The organism is Enterobacter sp. 120016 (genome assembly GCF_018383635.1).
Taxonomy (GTDB): domain Bacteria; phylum Pseudomonadota; class Gammaproteobacteria; order Enterobacterales; family Enterobacteriaceae; genus Enterobacter; species Enterobacter asburiae_D.
Genome location: NZ_JAHAWC010000013.1, coordinates 41,740 through 57,166 on the forward strand (window position 1 = coordinate 41,740; position 15,427 = coordinate 57,166).

Below are 15,427 nucleotides of genomic sequence, written 5' to 3' on the forward strand. Positions count from 1 at the left end.
TTGGCTAAATACTTATGACTGACATCAGCCGTACTCAGGCGTGGCTCGAAAGTCTGCGCCCTAAAACACTTCCTCTGGCCTTTGCCGCGATTATCGTCGGCACCGCCCTTGCCTGGTGGCAGGGTTATTTTGATCCGCTGGTCGCCGCGCTGGCGTTGATTACCGCTGGCCTGCTGCAAATCCTCTCCAATCTCGCTAACGACTACGGCGACGCGGTAAAGGGCAGCGACAAGCCGGACCGCATAGGGCCACTGCGCGGAATGCAGAAAGGGGTGATTACCCAGGCGCAGATGAAACGCGCGCTGATTATCACCGTGGTGCTGATCTGCGTATCCGGCCTGGCGCTGGTGACGGTGGCGTCTAAGACCACCAGCGATTTTATTGGCTTCCTGGTGCTGGGTTTATTGGCCATTATCGCGGCCATCACCTATACCGTCGGCACGCGTCCTTACGGTTATATTGGGCTCGGTGATATCTCCGTACTGGTGTTCTTCGGCTGGCTGAGCGTGATGGGAAGCTGGTATTTACAGGCGCATACGGTGATCCCTGCCCTGTTCCTGCCCGCGACCGCCTGTGGTCTGCTGGCGACGGCGGTGCTCAACATCAACAACCTGCGCGACATCGACAGCGATCGCGAGAACGGCAAAAATACCCTGGCGGTGCGTCTGGGGCCGGTCAATGCGCGCCGCTATCATGCCTGCCTGCTCATTGGCGCGCTGGTTTGCCTGGCGCTGTTTAACCTGATTTCCTTGCAGAGCCTGTGGGGCTGGCTGTTTGTGCTTGCCGCGCCGCTGCTGATTAAGCAGGCCCGCTTTGTGATGCGTGAACTCAGCCCGTCCGCCATGCCGCCAATGCTGGAGCGTACGGTAAAAGGCGCGCTGCTGACTAACCTGTTGTTCGTCATCGGGATTGTGTTAAGCCAGACGCTGCGTTAGCTGACAAATATCAATTAACAATTGATGATTTTGCCAACAACGCATTTCGCACGATATACTGAACACATTCGCAGCAACTGAGCGTTAAACCTATGAAATACGATACCTCCGAGCTTTGTGACATCTACCAGGAAGATGTCAACGTCGTTGAACCGCTGTTCTCCAACTTTGGTGGGCGGTCGTCGTTTGGCGGACAGATCGTCACGGTGAAATGTTTCGAGGACAACGGGTTGCTGTACGATCTGCTCGAACAGAATGGCCGTGGCCGCGTTCTTGTGGTCGACGGCGGCGGTTCCGTGCGCCGCGCGTTAATTGATGCTGAACTGGCCGGCATTGCCGTCCAGAATGAGTGGGAAGGCCTTGTGGTGTACGGTTCCGTACGTCAGGTGGACGATCTGGAAGACCTGGATATCGGGATTCAGGCCATCGCGGCCATACCGGTAGGGGCGGCGGGTGACGGCATCGGCGAAAGCGACGTGCGCGTCAATTTCGGCGGCGTGACCTTCTTCTCCGGGGACCATCTCTACGCCGATAACACCGGTATTATCCTGTCCGAGGATGCGCTGGATATCGAGTAGTAAAACCGTTAGCGTGAACCATAAAAAAACCGCCAACAGCAATGTGGCGGTTTTTTTGTCCCTCGGGATTCGCGGTCCGTTGGGAAGTTTTGCAGACTAACACCAAGGAGCTTCATCATACTCTCGTCCAAACCTTGGGCAACCCTTCAGAACCTTTATAAAATCCTAATTGTCTATGAATACCTTAACTCCACGGTTGATGCTCATTATGATGAAGCGTCCCTTTCCGCCATCTCGCAAATGGGCATCGGTCCAGGGAAAGGTGTATTCACTACCGTAAAGCAGGCTAACACCAGGGCTTGTGTCCACCGACTTATCACCGGTGGTGAACGGTGGAGCGGTTAGCTGCAGGGACCGCATAATGAAACGCTATTTATGTATCGCGTTCATTGTCGCCAGCGTACTCGTTGTAAAGAGTGATGAACCGAATGTGTTGATTGCTCTTACTATGACAGCGCAGGACAAGTAGCGTTAAGGCCGCCTCTGGCGGCCTTTTTTATTACTGGCATAAAAAAAGCCGGGTGGCGGCTTCGCCTTACCCGGCCTACTCATTAATCCCAATGGGAATTAAACCTCTTCCATACGTCCCAGCAGCGCCTGCAGGCGATCCTGCCAGCCGTTCTGCTGTTCGCGCAGCTGGTTGTTTTCGCGCTCCAGTTCTTCGCGGCCGTGCTGAGCGTTCTGAACTTCCTGCGCCAGGCTGTTGTTCTTCTCTTTCAGCTCTTCAATTTCCATCTGCAGCAGGGTGATGGTGTCAATCGCCTGCTGTACTTTCGATTCCAGTTTCTCAAACACTTCTAAAGACATGATGCTACCTCTCCTGAATTGCAAGGCGACGCTTTAACATAAACGCGCACGACATATACCGTCGATTGTATGGAGCGCGGCGCTCTGTGTCCAGCGACACACCGCGCAGATCGCGGTTTGCAACACTTTTAGGTCTGGTCCTGGTGCGTTCGCGTCATATACCCCTAAATTGTTAACTGATTCGTTAATGAAATGATTCAGCTCACATTCCTGTACTGATGCAAAAATGTGCTTTATGGCGCGAAAACGCTCATTTTATTGACGCAGACCACACATTTTGATTTCGATATTTCTCGTTTTTGCTCGTTAACGATAAATTAACACTATGTCTACAGGGCATCGTGGCTGTCACGGGCGGCCATGCTAACAATAAACATCAATTTCTTCAGGATTCCGATTATGAGTCAGACATCAACCTTAAAAGGCCAGTGCATTGCCGAGTTCCTTGGTACCGGGTTGTTGATATTCTTCGGAGTGGGCTGTGTCGCTGCACTGAAAGTGGCGGGTGCCAGTTTTGGTCAGTGGGAAATCAGTATCATCTGGGGTCTGGGCGTGGCGATGGCCATCTACCTGACCGCAGGGGTTTCTGGTGCACATCTTAACCCGGCGGTGACAATCGCACTGTGGCTGTTCGCGTGCTTCGACGGACGCAAAGTTGTACCTTTCATTCTTTCTCAGTTTGCCGGCGCGTTTTGCGCAGCGGCGTTAGTTTACGGGCTTTATTACAATCTTTTCATCGACTTCGAACAGACGCATCATATGGTGCGCGGCAGCGTCGAAAGTCTGGATCTGGCAGGCATCTTCTCAACCTACCCTAACCCGCATATCAATTTTGTGCAGGCGTTCGCAGTTGAAATGGTGATTACCGCTATTCTGATGGGCGTTATCCTGGCGCTGACCGACGACGGAAACGGCATTCCGCGCGGCCCGCTGGCACCCCTGCTGATTGGTTTGCTGATTGCGGTGATTGGCGCATCCATGGGCCCGCTGACCGGATTCGCGATGAACCCGGCACGTGATATCGGACCAAAAGCGTTCGCCTTTATCGCAGGCTGGGGCGACGTCGCCTTCACCGGCGGCAAAGATATTCCTTACTTCCTGGTACCGCTGTTTGCGCCGGTTGTCGGGGCTGCGCTGGGTGCGTTTAGCTACCGCAAATTAATTGGTCGCCACTTACCGTGCGACACCTGCGTGGAAGAGGAGAAGGAAACGACTTCTACCGCACAACAAAAAGCTTCGCTGTAATCTGACTACGGGACACATACCATGACCGAAAAAAAATATATCGTTGCGCTCGACCAGGGCACTACCAGCTCCCGCGCTGTCGTAATGGATCATGACGCGAACATCGTCAGCGTGTCACAGCGCGAATTTGAGCAAATTTATCCTCGTCCAGGCTGGGTAGAACACGACCCGATGGAGATTTGGGCATCACAAAGCTCCACGCTGGTCGAAGTGCTGGCGAAAGCCGATATCAGTTCCGACGAGATTGCCGCGATTGGTATCACCAACCAGCGTGAAACTACCGTGGTCTGGGAACGCGAAACCGGTAAGCCTATTTACAACGCCATCGTCTGGCAGTGCCGCCGCACCGCAGAAATTTGCGAAAAACTGAAGCGCGAGGGCATGGAAGATTACATCCGTAGCGCAACAGGCCTGGTGATTGACCCGTATTTCTCCGGCACCAAAGTGAAATGGATCCTCGACCACGTGGAAGGTTCACGCGAGCGTGCTAAACGCGGCGAGCTGCTGTTCGGTACCGTCGATACCTGGCTTATCTGGAAAATGACCCAGGGACGCGTTCACGTCACCGATTACACCAACGCCTCGCGTACCATGCTGTTCAACATCAACACTCTGGAGTGGGATGACAAGATGCTGGACGCGCTGGACATTCCGCGCGCCATGCTGCCTGAAGTGCGTAAGTCTTCCGAAGTGTACGGTCAGACCAACATCGGCGGTAAAGGCGGCACCCGTATTCCTATCGCCGGTATCGCCGGTGACCAGCAGGCGGCCCTGTTCGGCCAGCTGTGCGTCAAGGAAGGGATGGCGAAGAACACCTATGGCACCGGCTGCTTTATGCTGATGAACACCGGCGAGAAAGCGGTGAAATCAGAAAACGGTCTGCTGACCACCATCGCCTGCGGCCCGCGCGGCGAAGTGAACTATGCGCTGGAAGGTGCGGTGTTCATGGCCGGTGCGTCTATCCAGTGGCTGCGCGACGAGATGAAGCTGATTAGCGATGCGTTCGATTCCGAGTACTTCGCGACCAAAGTGAAAGACACCAACGGCGTGTACGTGGTGCCTGCGTTCACCGGTCTGGGCGCACCGTACTGGGACCCGTATGCACGCGGGGCGATTTTCGGTCTGACGCGCGGTGTGAACTCTAACCACATTATTCGCGCCACCCTGGAATCCATCGCCTACCAGACGCGCGACGTGCTGGAAGCGATGCAGGCTGACTCCGGCATTCGTCTGCACGCCCTGCGCGTGGACGGCGGTGCGGTAGCGAATAACTTCCTGATGCAGTTCCAGTCCGACATTCTGGGCACCCGCGTTGAGCGCCCTGAAGTGCGTGAAGTGACGGCGCTGGGCGCGGCGTACCTTGCCGGCCTGGCGGTAGGCTTCTGGCAGAACCTGGACGAGCTGCAGGAAAAAGCGGTTATCGAACGCGAATTCCGCCCAGGCATCGAAACCACCGAGCGTAACTTCCGCTACAGCGGCTGGAAGAAAGCGGTGAAACGTGCCCTGGCCTGGGAAGAGCACGAAGAGTAATTGTCCTTAATTCCCTCACCCCTGGGGAGAGGGTGTTTTAAGTCCCCTCGCCCCTTTGGGGAGAGGGTTAAGGTGAGGGGAGTACAGACCGCACCTTACCCACTCTGTGATAAACTTCGTGCAATTCCTTTTGATTGCACGAGTACCTCATGAAACGTGAACTTGCTATCGAGTTTTCCCGCGTCACCGAAGCAGCCGCCCTTGCAGGCTATAAATGGCTGGGTCGTGGCGACAAAAATACCGCAGACGGCGCAGCCGTCCATGCCATGCGCATTGTGCTTAACCAGGTCAACATCGACGGCACCATCGTGATCGGCGAAGGCGAGATCGACGAAGCGCCGATGCTCTACATCGGTGAAAAAGTCGGTACCGGCAAAGGCGATGCCGTGGATATCGCGGTTGACCCGATCGAAGGCACCCGCATGACGGCGATGGGTCAGGCCAATGCCTTAGCGGTGATGGCCGTGGGCGATAAGGGCTGCTTCCTCAACGCGCCGGATATGTACATGGAAAAGCTGATTGTCGGTCCTGGCGCGAAAGGCGCAATCGACCTTAGCCTGCCGCTGGAAGAGAACCTGCACAACATCGCCAAAGCCCTGGGCAAACCCCTTAGCGAACTTACCGTGACTATTCTGGCAAAACCGCGCCACGACGCCACCATCGCGCAGATGCAAAAGCTCGGCGTGCGCGTGTTTGCCATTCCGGACGGTGACGTTGCCGCCTCGATCCTGACCTGCATGCCGGACAGCGAAGTCGACGTGCTGTACGGCATCGGCGGCGCGCCGGAAGGTGTGGTCTCTGCGGCGGTGATCCGCGCGCTGGATGGCGATATGCAGGCCCGTCTGCTGCCCCGCCATGAGGTGAAAGGCGACAGCGAAGAGAACCGCCGTATCGGGGAAAACGAGCTGGCACGCTGCGAAGCGATGGGCATCGAGGCCAATAAAGTGCTGGCTCTGGACGAGATGGCGCGTAGCGATAACGTTGTCTTCTCGGCGACCGGCATCACCAAAGGCGATCTGCTGGACGGCATCACCCGCAAAGGTAATATGGCCACTACTGAAACCCTGCTGATCCGCGGTAAATCACGCACCATTCGCCGCATCCAGTCTATCCACTATCTCGACCGCAAAGACCCTGACGTGCAGACGCACATTCTGTAAAACCGTTTGATCGATAGAGCTTTCCGGCCCTGACGGGCTGGAAATTGTCACCACAAGTACGGAAGATAGAACCGAGAAACAGCACAGGAGAAGATCATGGCGGACTGGGTAACAGGTAAAGTCACAAAGGTACAGTTCTGGACCGATGCGCTATTTAGTCTCACCGTACATGCTCCCGTTAACCCGTTTAAAGCCGGGCAATTTGCGAAGCTGGGGCTGGACGTCGACGGCGAGCGCGTGCAGCGCGCCTACTCTTACGTTAACGCGCCTGATAACCCGGATCTCGAGTTCTATCTGGTCACCGTTCCTGACGGTAAGCTCAGCCCGCGCCTTGCCGCCCTAAAGCCCGGCGACGAGGTGCAAATTGTGAGTGAAGCGGCAGGCTTCTTTGTGCTTGAAGAGATCCCTGACTGCGACACGCTCTGGATGCTGGCAACCGGTACGGCCATCGGCCCTTATCTCTCTATATTGCAGTACGGCAAAGATCTGGAACGCTTTAAAAACATCGTGCTGGTTCACGCTGCGCGTTACGCTGCAGACCTGAGCTATTTGCCGCAGATGCAGGCGCTTGAACAGCAGTACGGCGGGAAGTTAAAGATTCAGACGGTGGTCAGCCGTGAAACCGTAGCAGGAACGCTTACCGGTCGCGTGCCGGCGTTAATTGAGAGTGGAGCCCTGGAAGACGCGGTGGGCTTGCCGCTTAATGCTGAAACCAGCCACGTCATGCTGTGTGGCAACCCGCAGATGGTACGTGACACGCAGCAGCTTCTGAAGGATACCCGGCAGATGACGAAACATCTTCGCCGCCGACCGGGCCATATGACCGCCGAACACTACTGGTGATCAGCGGTATTTCACCTCAACGGTGTCTTTACCGTATTTGTTTTCGCTCTGGGTGCCAATAAACGCGCCCAGATCGACAATCATCATCACGAAGATGACCGACGGCAGCAGCCTGCCCACGACCCACGGCAGGATGGACGGAAGCATCGCCCAGTTTCCTGCCACCAGCATCCACGCCAGAATAATCAGAAATGCCCACGCGCCGGAACGTCCGCGATCGTGCAGACGCTTTACGACAACCGCCGCCGTTGGCCATAGCAGGCAGACCAGCGCGAAGGCCGCCGTTTGCGTGCTCAGCCATGCATTGTAAGCAACGAAAAACAGAAGCAGCATGGCGACAATCCACGTCACCATCCAGATCCAGAAATCACGGCGTCCAATACGCCCTTTGAACGAAAACAGCCACTGCTGTATGGTCATGTAAGGTTCCTTATTATCGTATAGCGCGCATTTTACCCTGGAGTTGTGACCTTTTGACAAGCCGACCAGATATCGTTTTAATCATGAGCACTTACGGCCAGGGGCAATGTTGATGAAAAGTTCGGCACGTTCTCTCTTCCTGTGTTTAGCGCTGCTCAGCGTGGGTTATCCCCTGCACGCCGCCGAAACTACTGCCCCGACCACAGCACCGTATCTGCTGGCGGGCGCGCCGTCGTTCGATCAGTCCATCAGCCAGTTTCGTGAAGCCTTCAATCAGGCCAACCCCACGCTCCCGCTGGATGAGTTTCGCGCCATTGATGGCCCCCGCGACGCGCCTACCCTGACCCGTGCGGCAAGCAAGATTAACGAGAATTTGTATGCCTCCACGGCGCTGGAGCGCGGTACGTTAAAAATTAAAAGCATGCAAATCACCTGGCTGCCGATACAGGGGCCAGAGCAGAAAGCCGCTAAGGCGAAAGCGCTGGAGTACATGAGCGCGGTATTGCAGGCCTTTACCCCTGCGCTGACGAAAAAGCAAAGTCAGCAAAAGCTGCAAAAACTCCTTACCGCCGGGAAAAACAAGCGTTACTACGCCGATACCGAAGGCGCGATCCGCTATGTTGTGGCGGACAACGGCGAAAAAGGACTGACCTTCGCTGTTGAACCGATTAAGCTGGCACTATTTGACACTCTCGGCGGGGCGAATTAATGACAAAAAGCAAAGCCTTTCGAGGGAAAATCTCTATACTGATTCACAGACCATGCTGCCCGACAGGGTGGCCATATTCCTTAATTCGCTTATTTAGCGTGGAGAATTGAAATGCGACATCCTTTAGTGATGGGTAACTGGAAACTGAACGGCAGCCGCCACATGGTAAACGAGCTGGTTGCGAACCTGCGTAAAGAGCTGGCTGGCGTGACGGGCTGCGCGGTTGCTATCGCTCCGCCGGATATGTACCTGGATCTGGCTAAACACGCCGCTGACGGCAGCCACATCATTCTGGGCGCGCAGAACGTTGACGTTAACCTGTCTGGCGCGTTCACCGGTGAAACCTCCGCTGAAATGCTGAAAGATATCGGCGCGAAATACATCATCATCGGCCACTCCGAGCGTCGCACCTATCACAAAGAATCCGATGAGTTCATCGCGAAGAAATTCGCCGTGCTGAAAGAGCAGGGTCTGATCCCGGTTCTGTGCATCGGTGAAACCGAAGCGGAAAACGAAGCGGGCAAAACCGAAGAAGTGTGCGCACGTCAGATCGACGCAGTGCTGAAAACCCAGGGCGCGGCAGCGTTCGAAGGCGCGGTAATCGCATACGAGCCAGTCTGGGCGATCGGTACCGGCAAATCTGCAACCCCTGCGCAGGCTCAGGCGGTTCACAAATTCATCCGTGACCACATTGCTAAAGCCGACGCGAAGGTCGCTGAGCAAGTGATTATTCAGTACGGCGGTTCCGTAAACGCAGCCAACGCTGCTGAGCTGTTCACCCAGCCAGACATCGATGGCGCGCTGGTTGGCGGTGCATCCCTGAAAGCTGACGCTTTCGCGGTGATCGTTAAAGCGGCAGAAGCGGCTAAACAGGCGTAATTGCCTTTGTGGCGGGTGGCGCTTGCGCTTACCCGCCCTACAAAAACCCTACAACTTACCTAACACGCTATACCACAGATAATCCAGCGGCAGCAGCACCAGATAAGTTGCCACCGCCAGCGCGAGACAAAGCACCATCCCCGCCCTTGCAGGCACCTTCCCGAGCCCCATTGCCACCACAATCGGCGACGCCTGATACGGCAGCAGCGGCGTGGAATAGCCCAGCACCTGAATCATGATCACCGACAGCAGCGGGAAACCGGTCGCGTCCGAAAAACTCTGCGCCAGCGTGGTGTACAGCGCCGGCACGCCGTTGGCGGTCATAATGAAGTTGAGTGCGGTGGTAATACCGGTCAGCGCCAGGAAACTGGTGAACGGTCTGTCTGCATCCAGCGGCATAATGCGAAGCAGTGCCTCGCCCACGGCCGTTCCGATACCGGTTTGCGTCACCACGATTGCCAGACCGAGAATACCCGCGACGTAAATGCAGGTACGCATGTTCACGCCCGCTGAAAATTCTTCCCCGGTGATAAAGCCGATGCGCGGCAGCATGACGACGATCGACGCCGCAAGCCCCGTCCACGCGGGCCCCACGCCGTGCCAGCTCTCCGTCACCCACATCCCCAGCACCACCGCCAGCAGCCAGGCGAGACGCTTTTCGTCCCGCCCCATAGGCTCAGACGGCGCCAGTTCCTTCGGCGGTTTCGGGCTACCGGGAAATAGCCAGCAGATCAGGCCAATCAGGATCAGGCCTTTGAGAATGCCCAGCACCGGCGTGTGCAGCAGCAGATACGGGACATAGTTCAGATGGATGCCGTACGAGCCTTCCGCCGCACCGCTCATTACCAGATTAGGGACGTTAGCAGGCAGGATAGTCGCCGAAAGCTGGAAAGTCCCGAACCCCACGGCCAGCGCCAGCCCATACCAGGCGCGGGAGCCGTCGGCGATACCGGCGCGTTTTGCCATCGCCGCGACAATCGGCATCAGCAGCGCAATACGCCCCATGTTCGACGGCATCACAAACGCCAGCGCATAGCTCAGCAGCACCACGCTCGCCACCATCAACACCCAGGAGTCGGTGAGCTTTGACGACAGCGCCCGGGCGGCTCTGTCCGCCAGTCCGGTTTTACGGATTGCCACGCCGAGCACAAAACCGCTGAATACCAGCCAGAAAGCCGACGAGGCAAAACCGCCGAAGATGACCTCCGGCGGGGCGATTCTGGCGGTCATCGCCGCGGTGAAGAACAGCAGCGCGGTGATAAATTCCGGCAATAGCGACGTCGCCCACAGCACGATGGTGACGCCAACGATCAGTGAGGGCAGCAGCAGAGGATGCGTTAACCAGAGCGACATACCTGTCTCCTGTAGAATTTTTCAGCAAGTCTACGGTGACAGGCAGCCCGAGTAAACGCGATTTATGGTGGGGTTACTTCAGGATAGCGCATTGATGATCCTGCAATTCCTCTGCCGACGCGCGGTTGAGCATCAGCAGATTGCGCTCGGTCGCCAGCAAAACAAACGAACCGTCCGACTGCTGCGCCATCGCCAGGGCAAAGCGCCCCATATGGTCGCGCGCTTCCGGCAGCTCTTCTGCCAGCATCATAAACGGGCTGCGCTGGACCAGTTCATTCTCCGTCACCCGGCGAGCAAGATACTCATGACCTTCCAGCCCCCCAGGAAGAGGCAGCCACTGGGTGCTGATTTCGCCCTGTGCCGCGTTGAGCTTCTCGCGCACGTCCGGGCGCAGGCAGGAGATATGAATATGGAAATGGTTCTGCGTGCGCCCTGTCGGGGAGTTAATCGTCAGCGAAATGGCGCTGTCAGGCACCTCGGATCCACGCTTCAGGGTCATAAAGCTGCGCGACTGCCACGCCAGCCAGAAAAAGTTCGGCGTATGAGCTTCGGTCAACAGCGGGCTCTCGGTACCGTTGATGCGATATGTCGGCATCAGCAGGTACTGCAGCGGCCCGTTGCGATCTTTAAATACCACATAGCCTGCATCCATTTTCACCTGCGCACACGGTGCCGGGTTACGGTTCTGGATCTGATTCGGCACACACTGGTCGAGAACGATATGTCGCAACGCATTCGGATTACCCGCCTTCATCCAGTACCAGCCGCCTGCGGCAAGGGCGATGACAATGAGGATCAATAAGATAATTTTTTTCACAACGCGTTCCCTGTTTTCAATAGAGGCAGAAGAGTAACGCAAAATGATGACCAAATAAAAAACCCGGCGGATTTCTCACGCCGGGTTACCGTGTCATTGGCTAATGGTTAGCGCTGGCTGATCTGGTCGAAAGTGCCGCCGTTAGAGAAGTGCTCTTTCTGCGCTTTCGTCCAGCCGCCGAACTCGTCATCAATGGTGAAGAGCTTCAGTTTAGGGAATACGCTGTCGTATTTCTTCGCAACGGCCGGATCGCGCGGGCGATAGAAGTTTTTCGCCGCAATTTCCTGGCCTTCCGGTGAGTAGAGATACTTCAGGTACGCTTCCGCCACCGCTTTGGTGTCTTTCTTCTCGACCACTTTATCGACCACGGAGACGGTCGGTTCAGCCAGAATCGATTCGCTTGGGGTCACGATCTCGAATTTGTCTTTACCCAGCTCGTGGGTCGCCAGCAGGGCTTCGTTTTCCCATGCGATCAGCACGTCGCCAATCCCGCGCTCGACGAAGGTGTTGGTGGCGCCACGCGCGCCGGAGTCCAGCACCTCAACGTTTTTATACAGCGCTTTCACGAATTCCTGCGCTTTGGCCTGGTCGCCATTGTTGTGGTGCAGCGCGTAGCCCCACGCGCCCAGGTAGTTCCAGCGAGCGCCGCCAGAGCTTTTCGGGTTCGGGGTAATCACAGAAACGCCCGGTTTGATCAGGTCGTTCCAGTCTTTAATTTGTTTCGGGTTTCCTTTACGCACCAGGAAGACGATGGTCGAGGTGTATGGCGCGGAGTTATCCGGCAGGCGTTTGATCCAGTTTTTGTCGATGCGGCCACGCTCGGCGATAGCGTCGACGTCGTAGGCCAGCGCCAGGGTCACCACGTCAGCTTCAATACCGTTGATGACGGAGGTCGCCTGCTTGCCAGAACCACCGTGAGACTGGCGAACCACGACATTGTCACCGGTTTCCTGCTTCCAGTGTGCTGCAAACGCTTTGTTGTATTGCTCGTACAGTTCACGCGTCGGGTCGTATGACACGTTCAGTAACTGGATGTCCTTAGCCAGAACGCTGGTCGATGCCAGCAATAATGTTAAACCCACGCCCCATTTATTCATCGCCCAGCTCTCTTATGTAGTGTTTTGATGAATGCAGCGTGCCAGAAAGCGATTCGAGGATTAAAGAATAAAAAAAGATTGGCTATAACGTAGTGGAATAAAAAAGGTGAATGAGCGGCCTGATGCCCTCACCCCAACCCTCTCCCACGGGAGAGGGTGCAACCATAAAAAAACGGTAACCCAAGGGTTACCGTTTTGCATTTACCTTGCCGCCACCGGGCAACAGAGCCGATCAGTACAGTTTTTTCGCGCAGTCCAGCCAGTCACCTTTAAACGGACGCTTCATGCTTTCAATCGCGTCGATGATGTCATGGTGAACCAGTTTTTCGTTCTGAATACCGACGCAGCGGCCGCCGTGACCCTGCAGCAGCAGATCGATAGCGTACGCGCCCATACGGGACGCCAGAATACGGTCGTAAGGGCCTGGGGAACCGCCACGCTGGATGTGACCCAGTACGGTCGCGCGGGTTTCGCGTTTGGTTTCGGCTTCGATGTACTTCGCCAGCTCGTCAACGTCACAGATGTGCTCGGTGATAGCCACGATCGCGTGTTTTTTACCTTTCGCGATGCCCGCTTTGATTTCAGCCACCAGATCTTCACGGCTAAATTCGACTTCTGGCACGACGATAAATTCGCAACCGCCCGCAATGGCTGCCGCCAGCGTCAGGTCGCCGCAGTAACGGCCCATCACTTCAACGATAGAGATACGCTGGTGAGAAGACGAGGTGTCACGCAGACGGTCAATCGCTTCAACAACGGTACCCAGTGCAGTAAAGAAGCCGATAGTGTAGTCAGTGCCTTTGATGTCGTTGTCGATGGTGCCCGGCAGACCGATGCACGGGAAACCCATTTCGGTCAGACGTTTTGCACCCATGTAGGAGCCGTCACCACCGATAACCACCAGGGCGTCCAGGCCGCGTTTCTTCATGTTTTCGATAGCCACTTCACGAACGTGTTCATCACGGAATTCCGGGAAGCGTGCAGAACCGAGGAAAGTACCGCCGCGGTTGATCATGTCAGACACGCTGTAACGGTCGAGCTGAACCATACGATCTTCATACAGGCCCAGATAACCGTCATAAACGCCAAAAACTTCCAGGCCTTCCGTCAGCGCTGCACGGACAACACCACGAATTGCCGCGTTCATGCCCGGCGCATCACCGCCGCTTGTCAACACACCGATTTTCTTAATCATGACTACCTCTGAACTTAGGAATGCAAAATTGAAATCTGTTGCCGGAAGAAACTTATCGACCAACGAATACTGCAAATAGTATATCAATCCCTTCCAGCTGAATTGATTCAGGTCAGACCAAATGGCGGTAATTTATACACAAAATGCTGGCCTGGCTCACTTTTTTACAACGAATTACGAAAGCCCAACATGACCGGGTACAACCGAGCAGGGATCCTGGTGAATGATGACGTCTGAACCAGGAAAACGCTGCAAAATCGCCTGCTCGACCTGCTCAGCAATAACGTGAGCCTGTACCAGTGGCAGGTTGTCTTCCATTTCAATGTGAATCTGAATAAAGCGGGTCGGCCCTGACTGCCGCGTTCGAAGATCGTGTGCACCGCTGACGCCGGGCCAGGAGGTCACGATGGAAAAAATTTCATTACGTTCTGAGTCCGGGAGGGCGCGGTCAAGCAGTGATTGCACCGCTTCATACCCCATCCGCAGGGCGCTATATAAAATATAGATACCAATCCCTAACGCAAACAACGCATCGGCCCGATGCCAGCCATACCAGGCCAGACCGAGCGCAATAAGAATAGCCCCATTCATCATAACATCAGATTGATAATGAAGCATATCCGCCCGTACAGCCTGACTTTGCGTTTTGCGAACAACCCAGCGCTGGAACGTTACCAGAACAAGTGTGCATATAAGCGCAACGATCGTCACAATCACGCCCACGCCGGGATCCTTCATCGGTGTCGGCGAGACGAGATGCTGAATGCCGGTCAGAAACAGGAAAAGCGCAGAACCGGAAATGAACATACTTTGCGCCAGCGCGGCCAGCGACTCCGCTTTGCCATGCCCAAACGTATGCTCTTCATCCGCTGGCTGCAGCGAGTAACGCACCACCAGCAGGTTAGTCAGCGAGGCGGCAATATCCACCAGCGAGTCCACCAGCGCCGCCAGAATACTGACCGAACCGGTATACCACCACGCGAAAACCTTGATGACCAGCAAACACGACGCCATTACCGTCGCGGCCATTGCGGCCCGGCTTACCAGTCTTCCATAGGATTGATTCATAAACGCTCCTGTCATGTCATGCCGCTATTATAACGGAAGCATGGGGAGTCGAAGGATGAATAAACGGTTAACAAAAGAGAATGACAGGCAAAAAAAACCCCCACATCATGTGGGGGAAGACAGGGATGGTGTCTATGGCAAGGAAAACAGGGTTTACTGGTTACTACGGGTACTGCTATTGCTACTGAAAAACGTCGTTTCTGAGCTTCGCTGCATCCGTGCAACCTCACGCAGCTGGTCCATTCGCTGCTGATGTCTGGTGTTCAAAACCGCTTGCTGCTCGGGCGTTAGCAGGTGGAACATCTGGTTGCGGACCTTCGCCATCTCTACCTGGCGGGCAACCTGTTCCTGTGCCATTTTTTCGGCCTGAGCGCGTACAGCGCTTTCGTCAAAATTTTCTGCGGTGACAAGGCGATGCATTGTCTCCATTTCGCTAACATTAACAGGGGGCTGGTCGTGTCGTGCCCTCTGCATCAGATCTCGCATCTGTTGACGCTGATGTTCGGTTAAACTTATGCCGTCAAACATATGGCTTTGGCTGCTGTTCTGCGTTGCACCCTCTTGTAAGGGACTGTTATCGCTGATGATAGCTACAGCAGCCTGGCTAAACGCACTGAACGCCAGCGTTGAGGCCATGACGGCAGCGGTAACTTTGCGCATCACTTGCTCCCAAAATCTTTCGTGTCGCGATTCAACGAGAGACAGTCTACGATTCAGGCTGCAAACATGCGTCAGGGGGTGTAAAACAACGTAAAGTCATGGATTAGACGGCCTTGATGTCGTAATTTCTG

General features: G+C 55.5%; 16 protein-coding genes. 8 read left to right on the forward strand and 8 right to left on the reverse strand.

The features are described 5' to 3' along the window. The first annotated feature begins 14 nt into the window (after positions 1-14). A complete protein-coding gene (menA, locus tag KIF87_RS17215) occupies positions 15-935 on the forward strand; it encodes a 1,4-dihydroxy-2-naphthoate polyprenyltransferase (protein WP_033146936.1) in 921 nt (306 codons plus the stop codon). A 92-nt stretch (positions 936-1,027) separates the two neighbouring features. Continuing rightward, positions 1,028-1,513, forward strand: a complete 486-nt coding sequence (rraA, locus tag KIF87_RS17220) for a ribonuclease E activity regulator RraA (protein ID WP_032662736.1) — start codon at positions 1,028-1,030, stop codon at positions 1,511-1,513. Between the two features lie 567 nt (positions 1,514-2,080). On the opposite strand, the gene zapB is transcribed toward rraA, so the two are convergent. Beyond that, positions 2,081-2,320: a septal ring assembly protein ZapB gene (gene zapB, locus KIF87_RS17225; RefSeq protein WP_010436935.1), complete on the reverse strand. Its 240-nt coding sequence runs from the start codon at positions 2,318-2,320 to the stop codon at positions 2,081-2,083. Positions 2,321-2,719: 399 nt separating this feature from the next. Between zapB and KIF87_RS17230 the strand changes: the two genes are divergently transcribed. From KIF87_RS17230 to fpr, 4 genes are all read left to right on the forward strand, one after another. Further along, positions 2,720-3,565, forward strand: a complete 846-nt coding sequence (locus tag KIF87_RS17230) for an MIP/aquaporin family protein (RefSeq protein ID WP_014885705.1) — start codon at positions 2,720-2,722, stop codon at positions 3,563-3,565. A 21-nt stretch (positions 3,566-3,586) separates the two neighbouring features. Further along, positions 3,587-5,095, forward strand: a complete 1,509-nt coding sequence (glpK, locus tag KIF87_RS17235) for a glycerol kinase GlpK (protein WP_063144383.1) — start codon at positions 3,587-3,589, stop codon at positions 5,093-5,095. A gap of 149 nt (positions 5,096-5,244) precedes the next feature. Continuing rightward, a complete protein-coding gene (glpX, locus tag KIF87_RS17240) occupies positions 5,245-6,255 on the forward strand; it encodes a class II fructose-bisphosphatase (protein WP_054829771.1) in 1,011 nt (336 codons plus the stop codon). Positions 6,256-6,351: 96 nt separating this feature from the next. Beyond that, a complete protein-coding gene (gene fpr / locus KIF87_RS17245; protein WP_213329782.1) occupies positions 6,352-7,098 on the forward strand; it encodes a ferredoxin--NADP(+) reductase in 747 nt (248 codons plus the stop codon). Here fpr and KIF87_RS17250 read toward each other — a convergent pair whose 3' ends face one another. Then, the gene (locus tag KIF87_RS17250) at positions 7,099-7,518 is read right to left on the reverse strand and encodes a DUF805 domain-containing protein (RefSeq protein WP_023333860.1); all 420 of its coding nucleotides are present in this window, start codon (positions 7,516-7,518) and stop codon (positions 7,099-7,101) included. A 112-nt stretch (positions 7,519-7,630) separates the two neighbouring features. On the opposite strand from KIF87_RS17250, the gene KIF87_RS17255 reads away from it, so the two are divergent. Both KIF87_RS17255 and tpiA read left to right on the forward strand, forming a co-directional pair. Then, positions 7,631-8,227 carry a DUF1454 family protein gene (locus KIF87_RS17255; protein WP_213329784.1) on the forward strand — a complete coding sequence of 199 codons (597 nt, stop codon included), beginning with the start codon at positions 7,631-7,633 and terminating at the stop codon, positions 8,225-8,227. 111 nt (positions 8,228-8,338) lie between these two features. Beyond that, positions 8,339-9,106, forward strand: coding sequence for a triose-phosphate isomerase (gene tpiA / locus KIF87_RS17260; protein ID WP_213329785.1), 768 nt, complete (start codon positions 8,339-8,341; stop codon positions 9,104-9,106). Positions 9,107-9,154: 48 nt separating this feature from the next. On the opposite strand, the gene KIF87_RS17265 is transcribed toward tpiA, so the two are convergent. The 6 genes from KIF87_RS17265 to cpxP all read right to left on the reverse strand — a co-directional run bounded on the left by KIF87_RS17265 (position 9,155) and on the right by cpxP (position 15,296). Next, entirely contained in the window at positions 9,155-10,459 is a 1,305-nt protein-coding gene (locus KIF87_RS17265; protein ID WP_213329787.1) for an SLC13 family permease, read from the reverse strand. Between the two features lie 73 nt (positions 10,460-10,532). Then, the gene (locus KIF87_RS17270) at positions 10,533-11,276 is read right to left on the reverse strand and encodes a CDP-diacylglycerol diphosphatase (RefSeq protein WP_213329789.1); all 744 of its coding nucleotides are present in this window, start codon (positions 11,274-11,276) and stop codon (positions 10,533-10,535) included. A 107-nt stretch (positions 11,277-11,383) separates the two neighbouring features. Then, entirely contained in the window at positions 11,384-12,373 is a 990-nt protein-coding gene (locus KIF87_RS17275) for a sulfate ABC transporter substrate-binding protein (RefSeq protein WP_032662717.1), read from the reverse strand. Positions 12,374-12,605: 232 nt separating this feature from the next. Further along, complete coding sequence (gene pfkA, locus KIF87_RS17280) at positions 12,606-13,568, reverse strand: 6-phosphofructokinase (RefSeq protein WP_134347562.1); 963 nt, start codon at positions 13,566-13,568, stop codon at positions 12,606-12,608. A 174-nt stretch (positions 13,569-13,742) separates the two neighbouring features. Beyond that, positions 13,743-14,636: a CDF family cation-efflux transporter FieF gene (gene fieF / locus KIF87_RS17285; RefSeq protein ID WP_213329791.1), complete on the reverse strand. Its 894-nt coding sequence runs from the start codon at positions 14,634-14,636 to the stop codon at positions 13,743-13,745. Between the two features lie 153 nt (positions 14,637-14,789). Beyond that, positions 14,790-15,296, reverse strand: coding sequence for a cell-envelope stress modulator CpxP (gene cpxP / locus KIF87_RS17290; protein WP_063144343.1), 507 nt, complete (start codon positions 15,294-15,296; stop codon positions 14,790-14,792). Positions 15,297-15,427 lie beyond the last annotated feature (131 nt).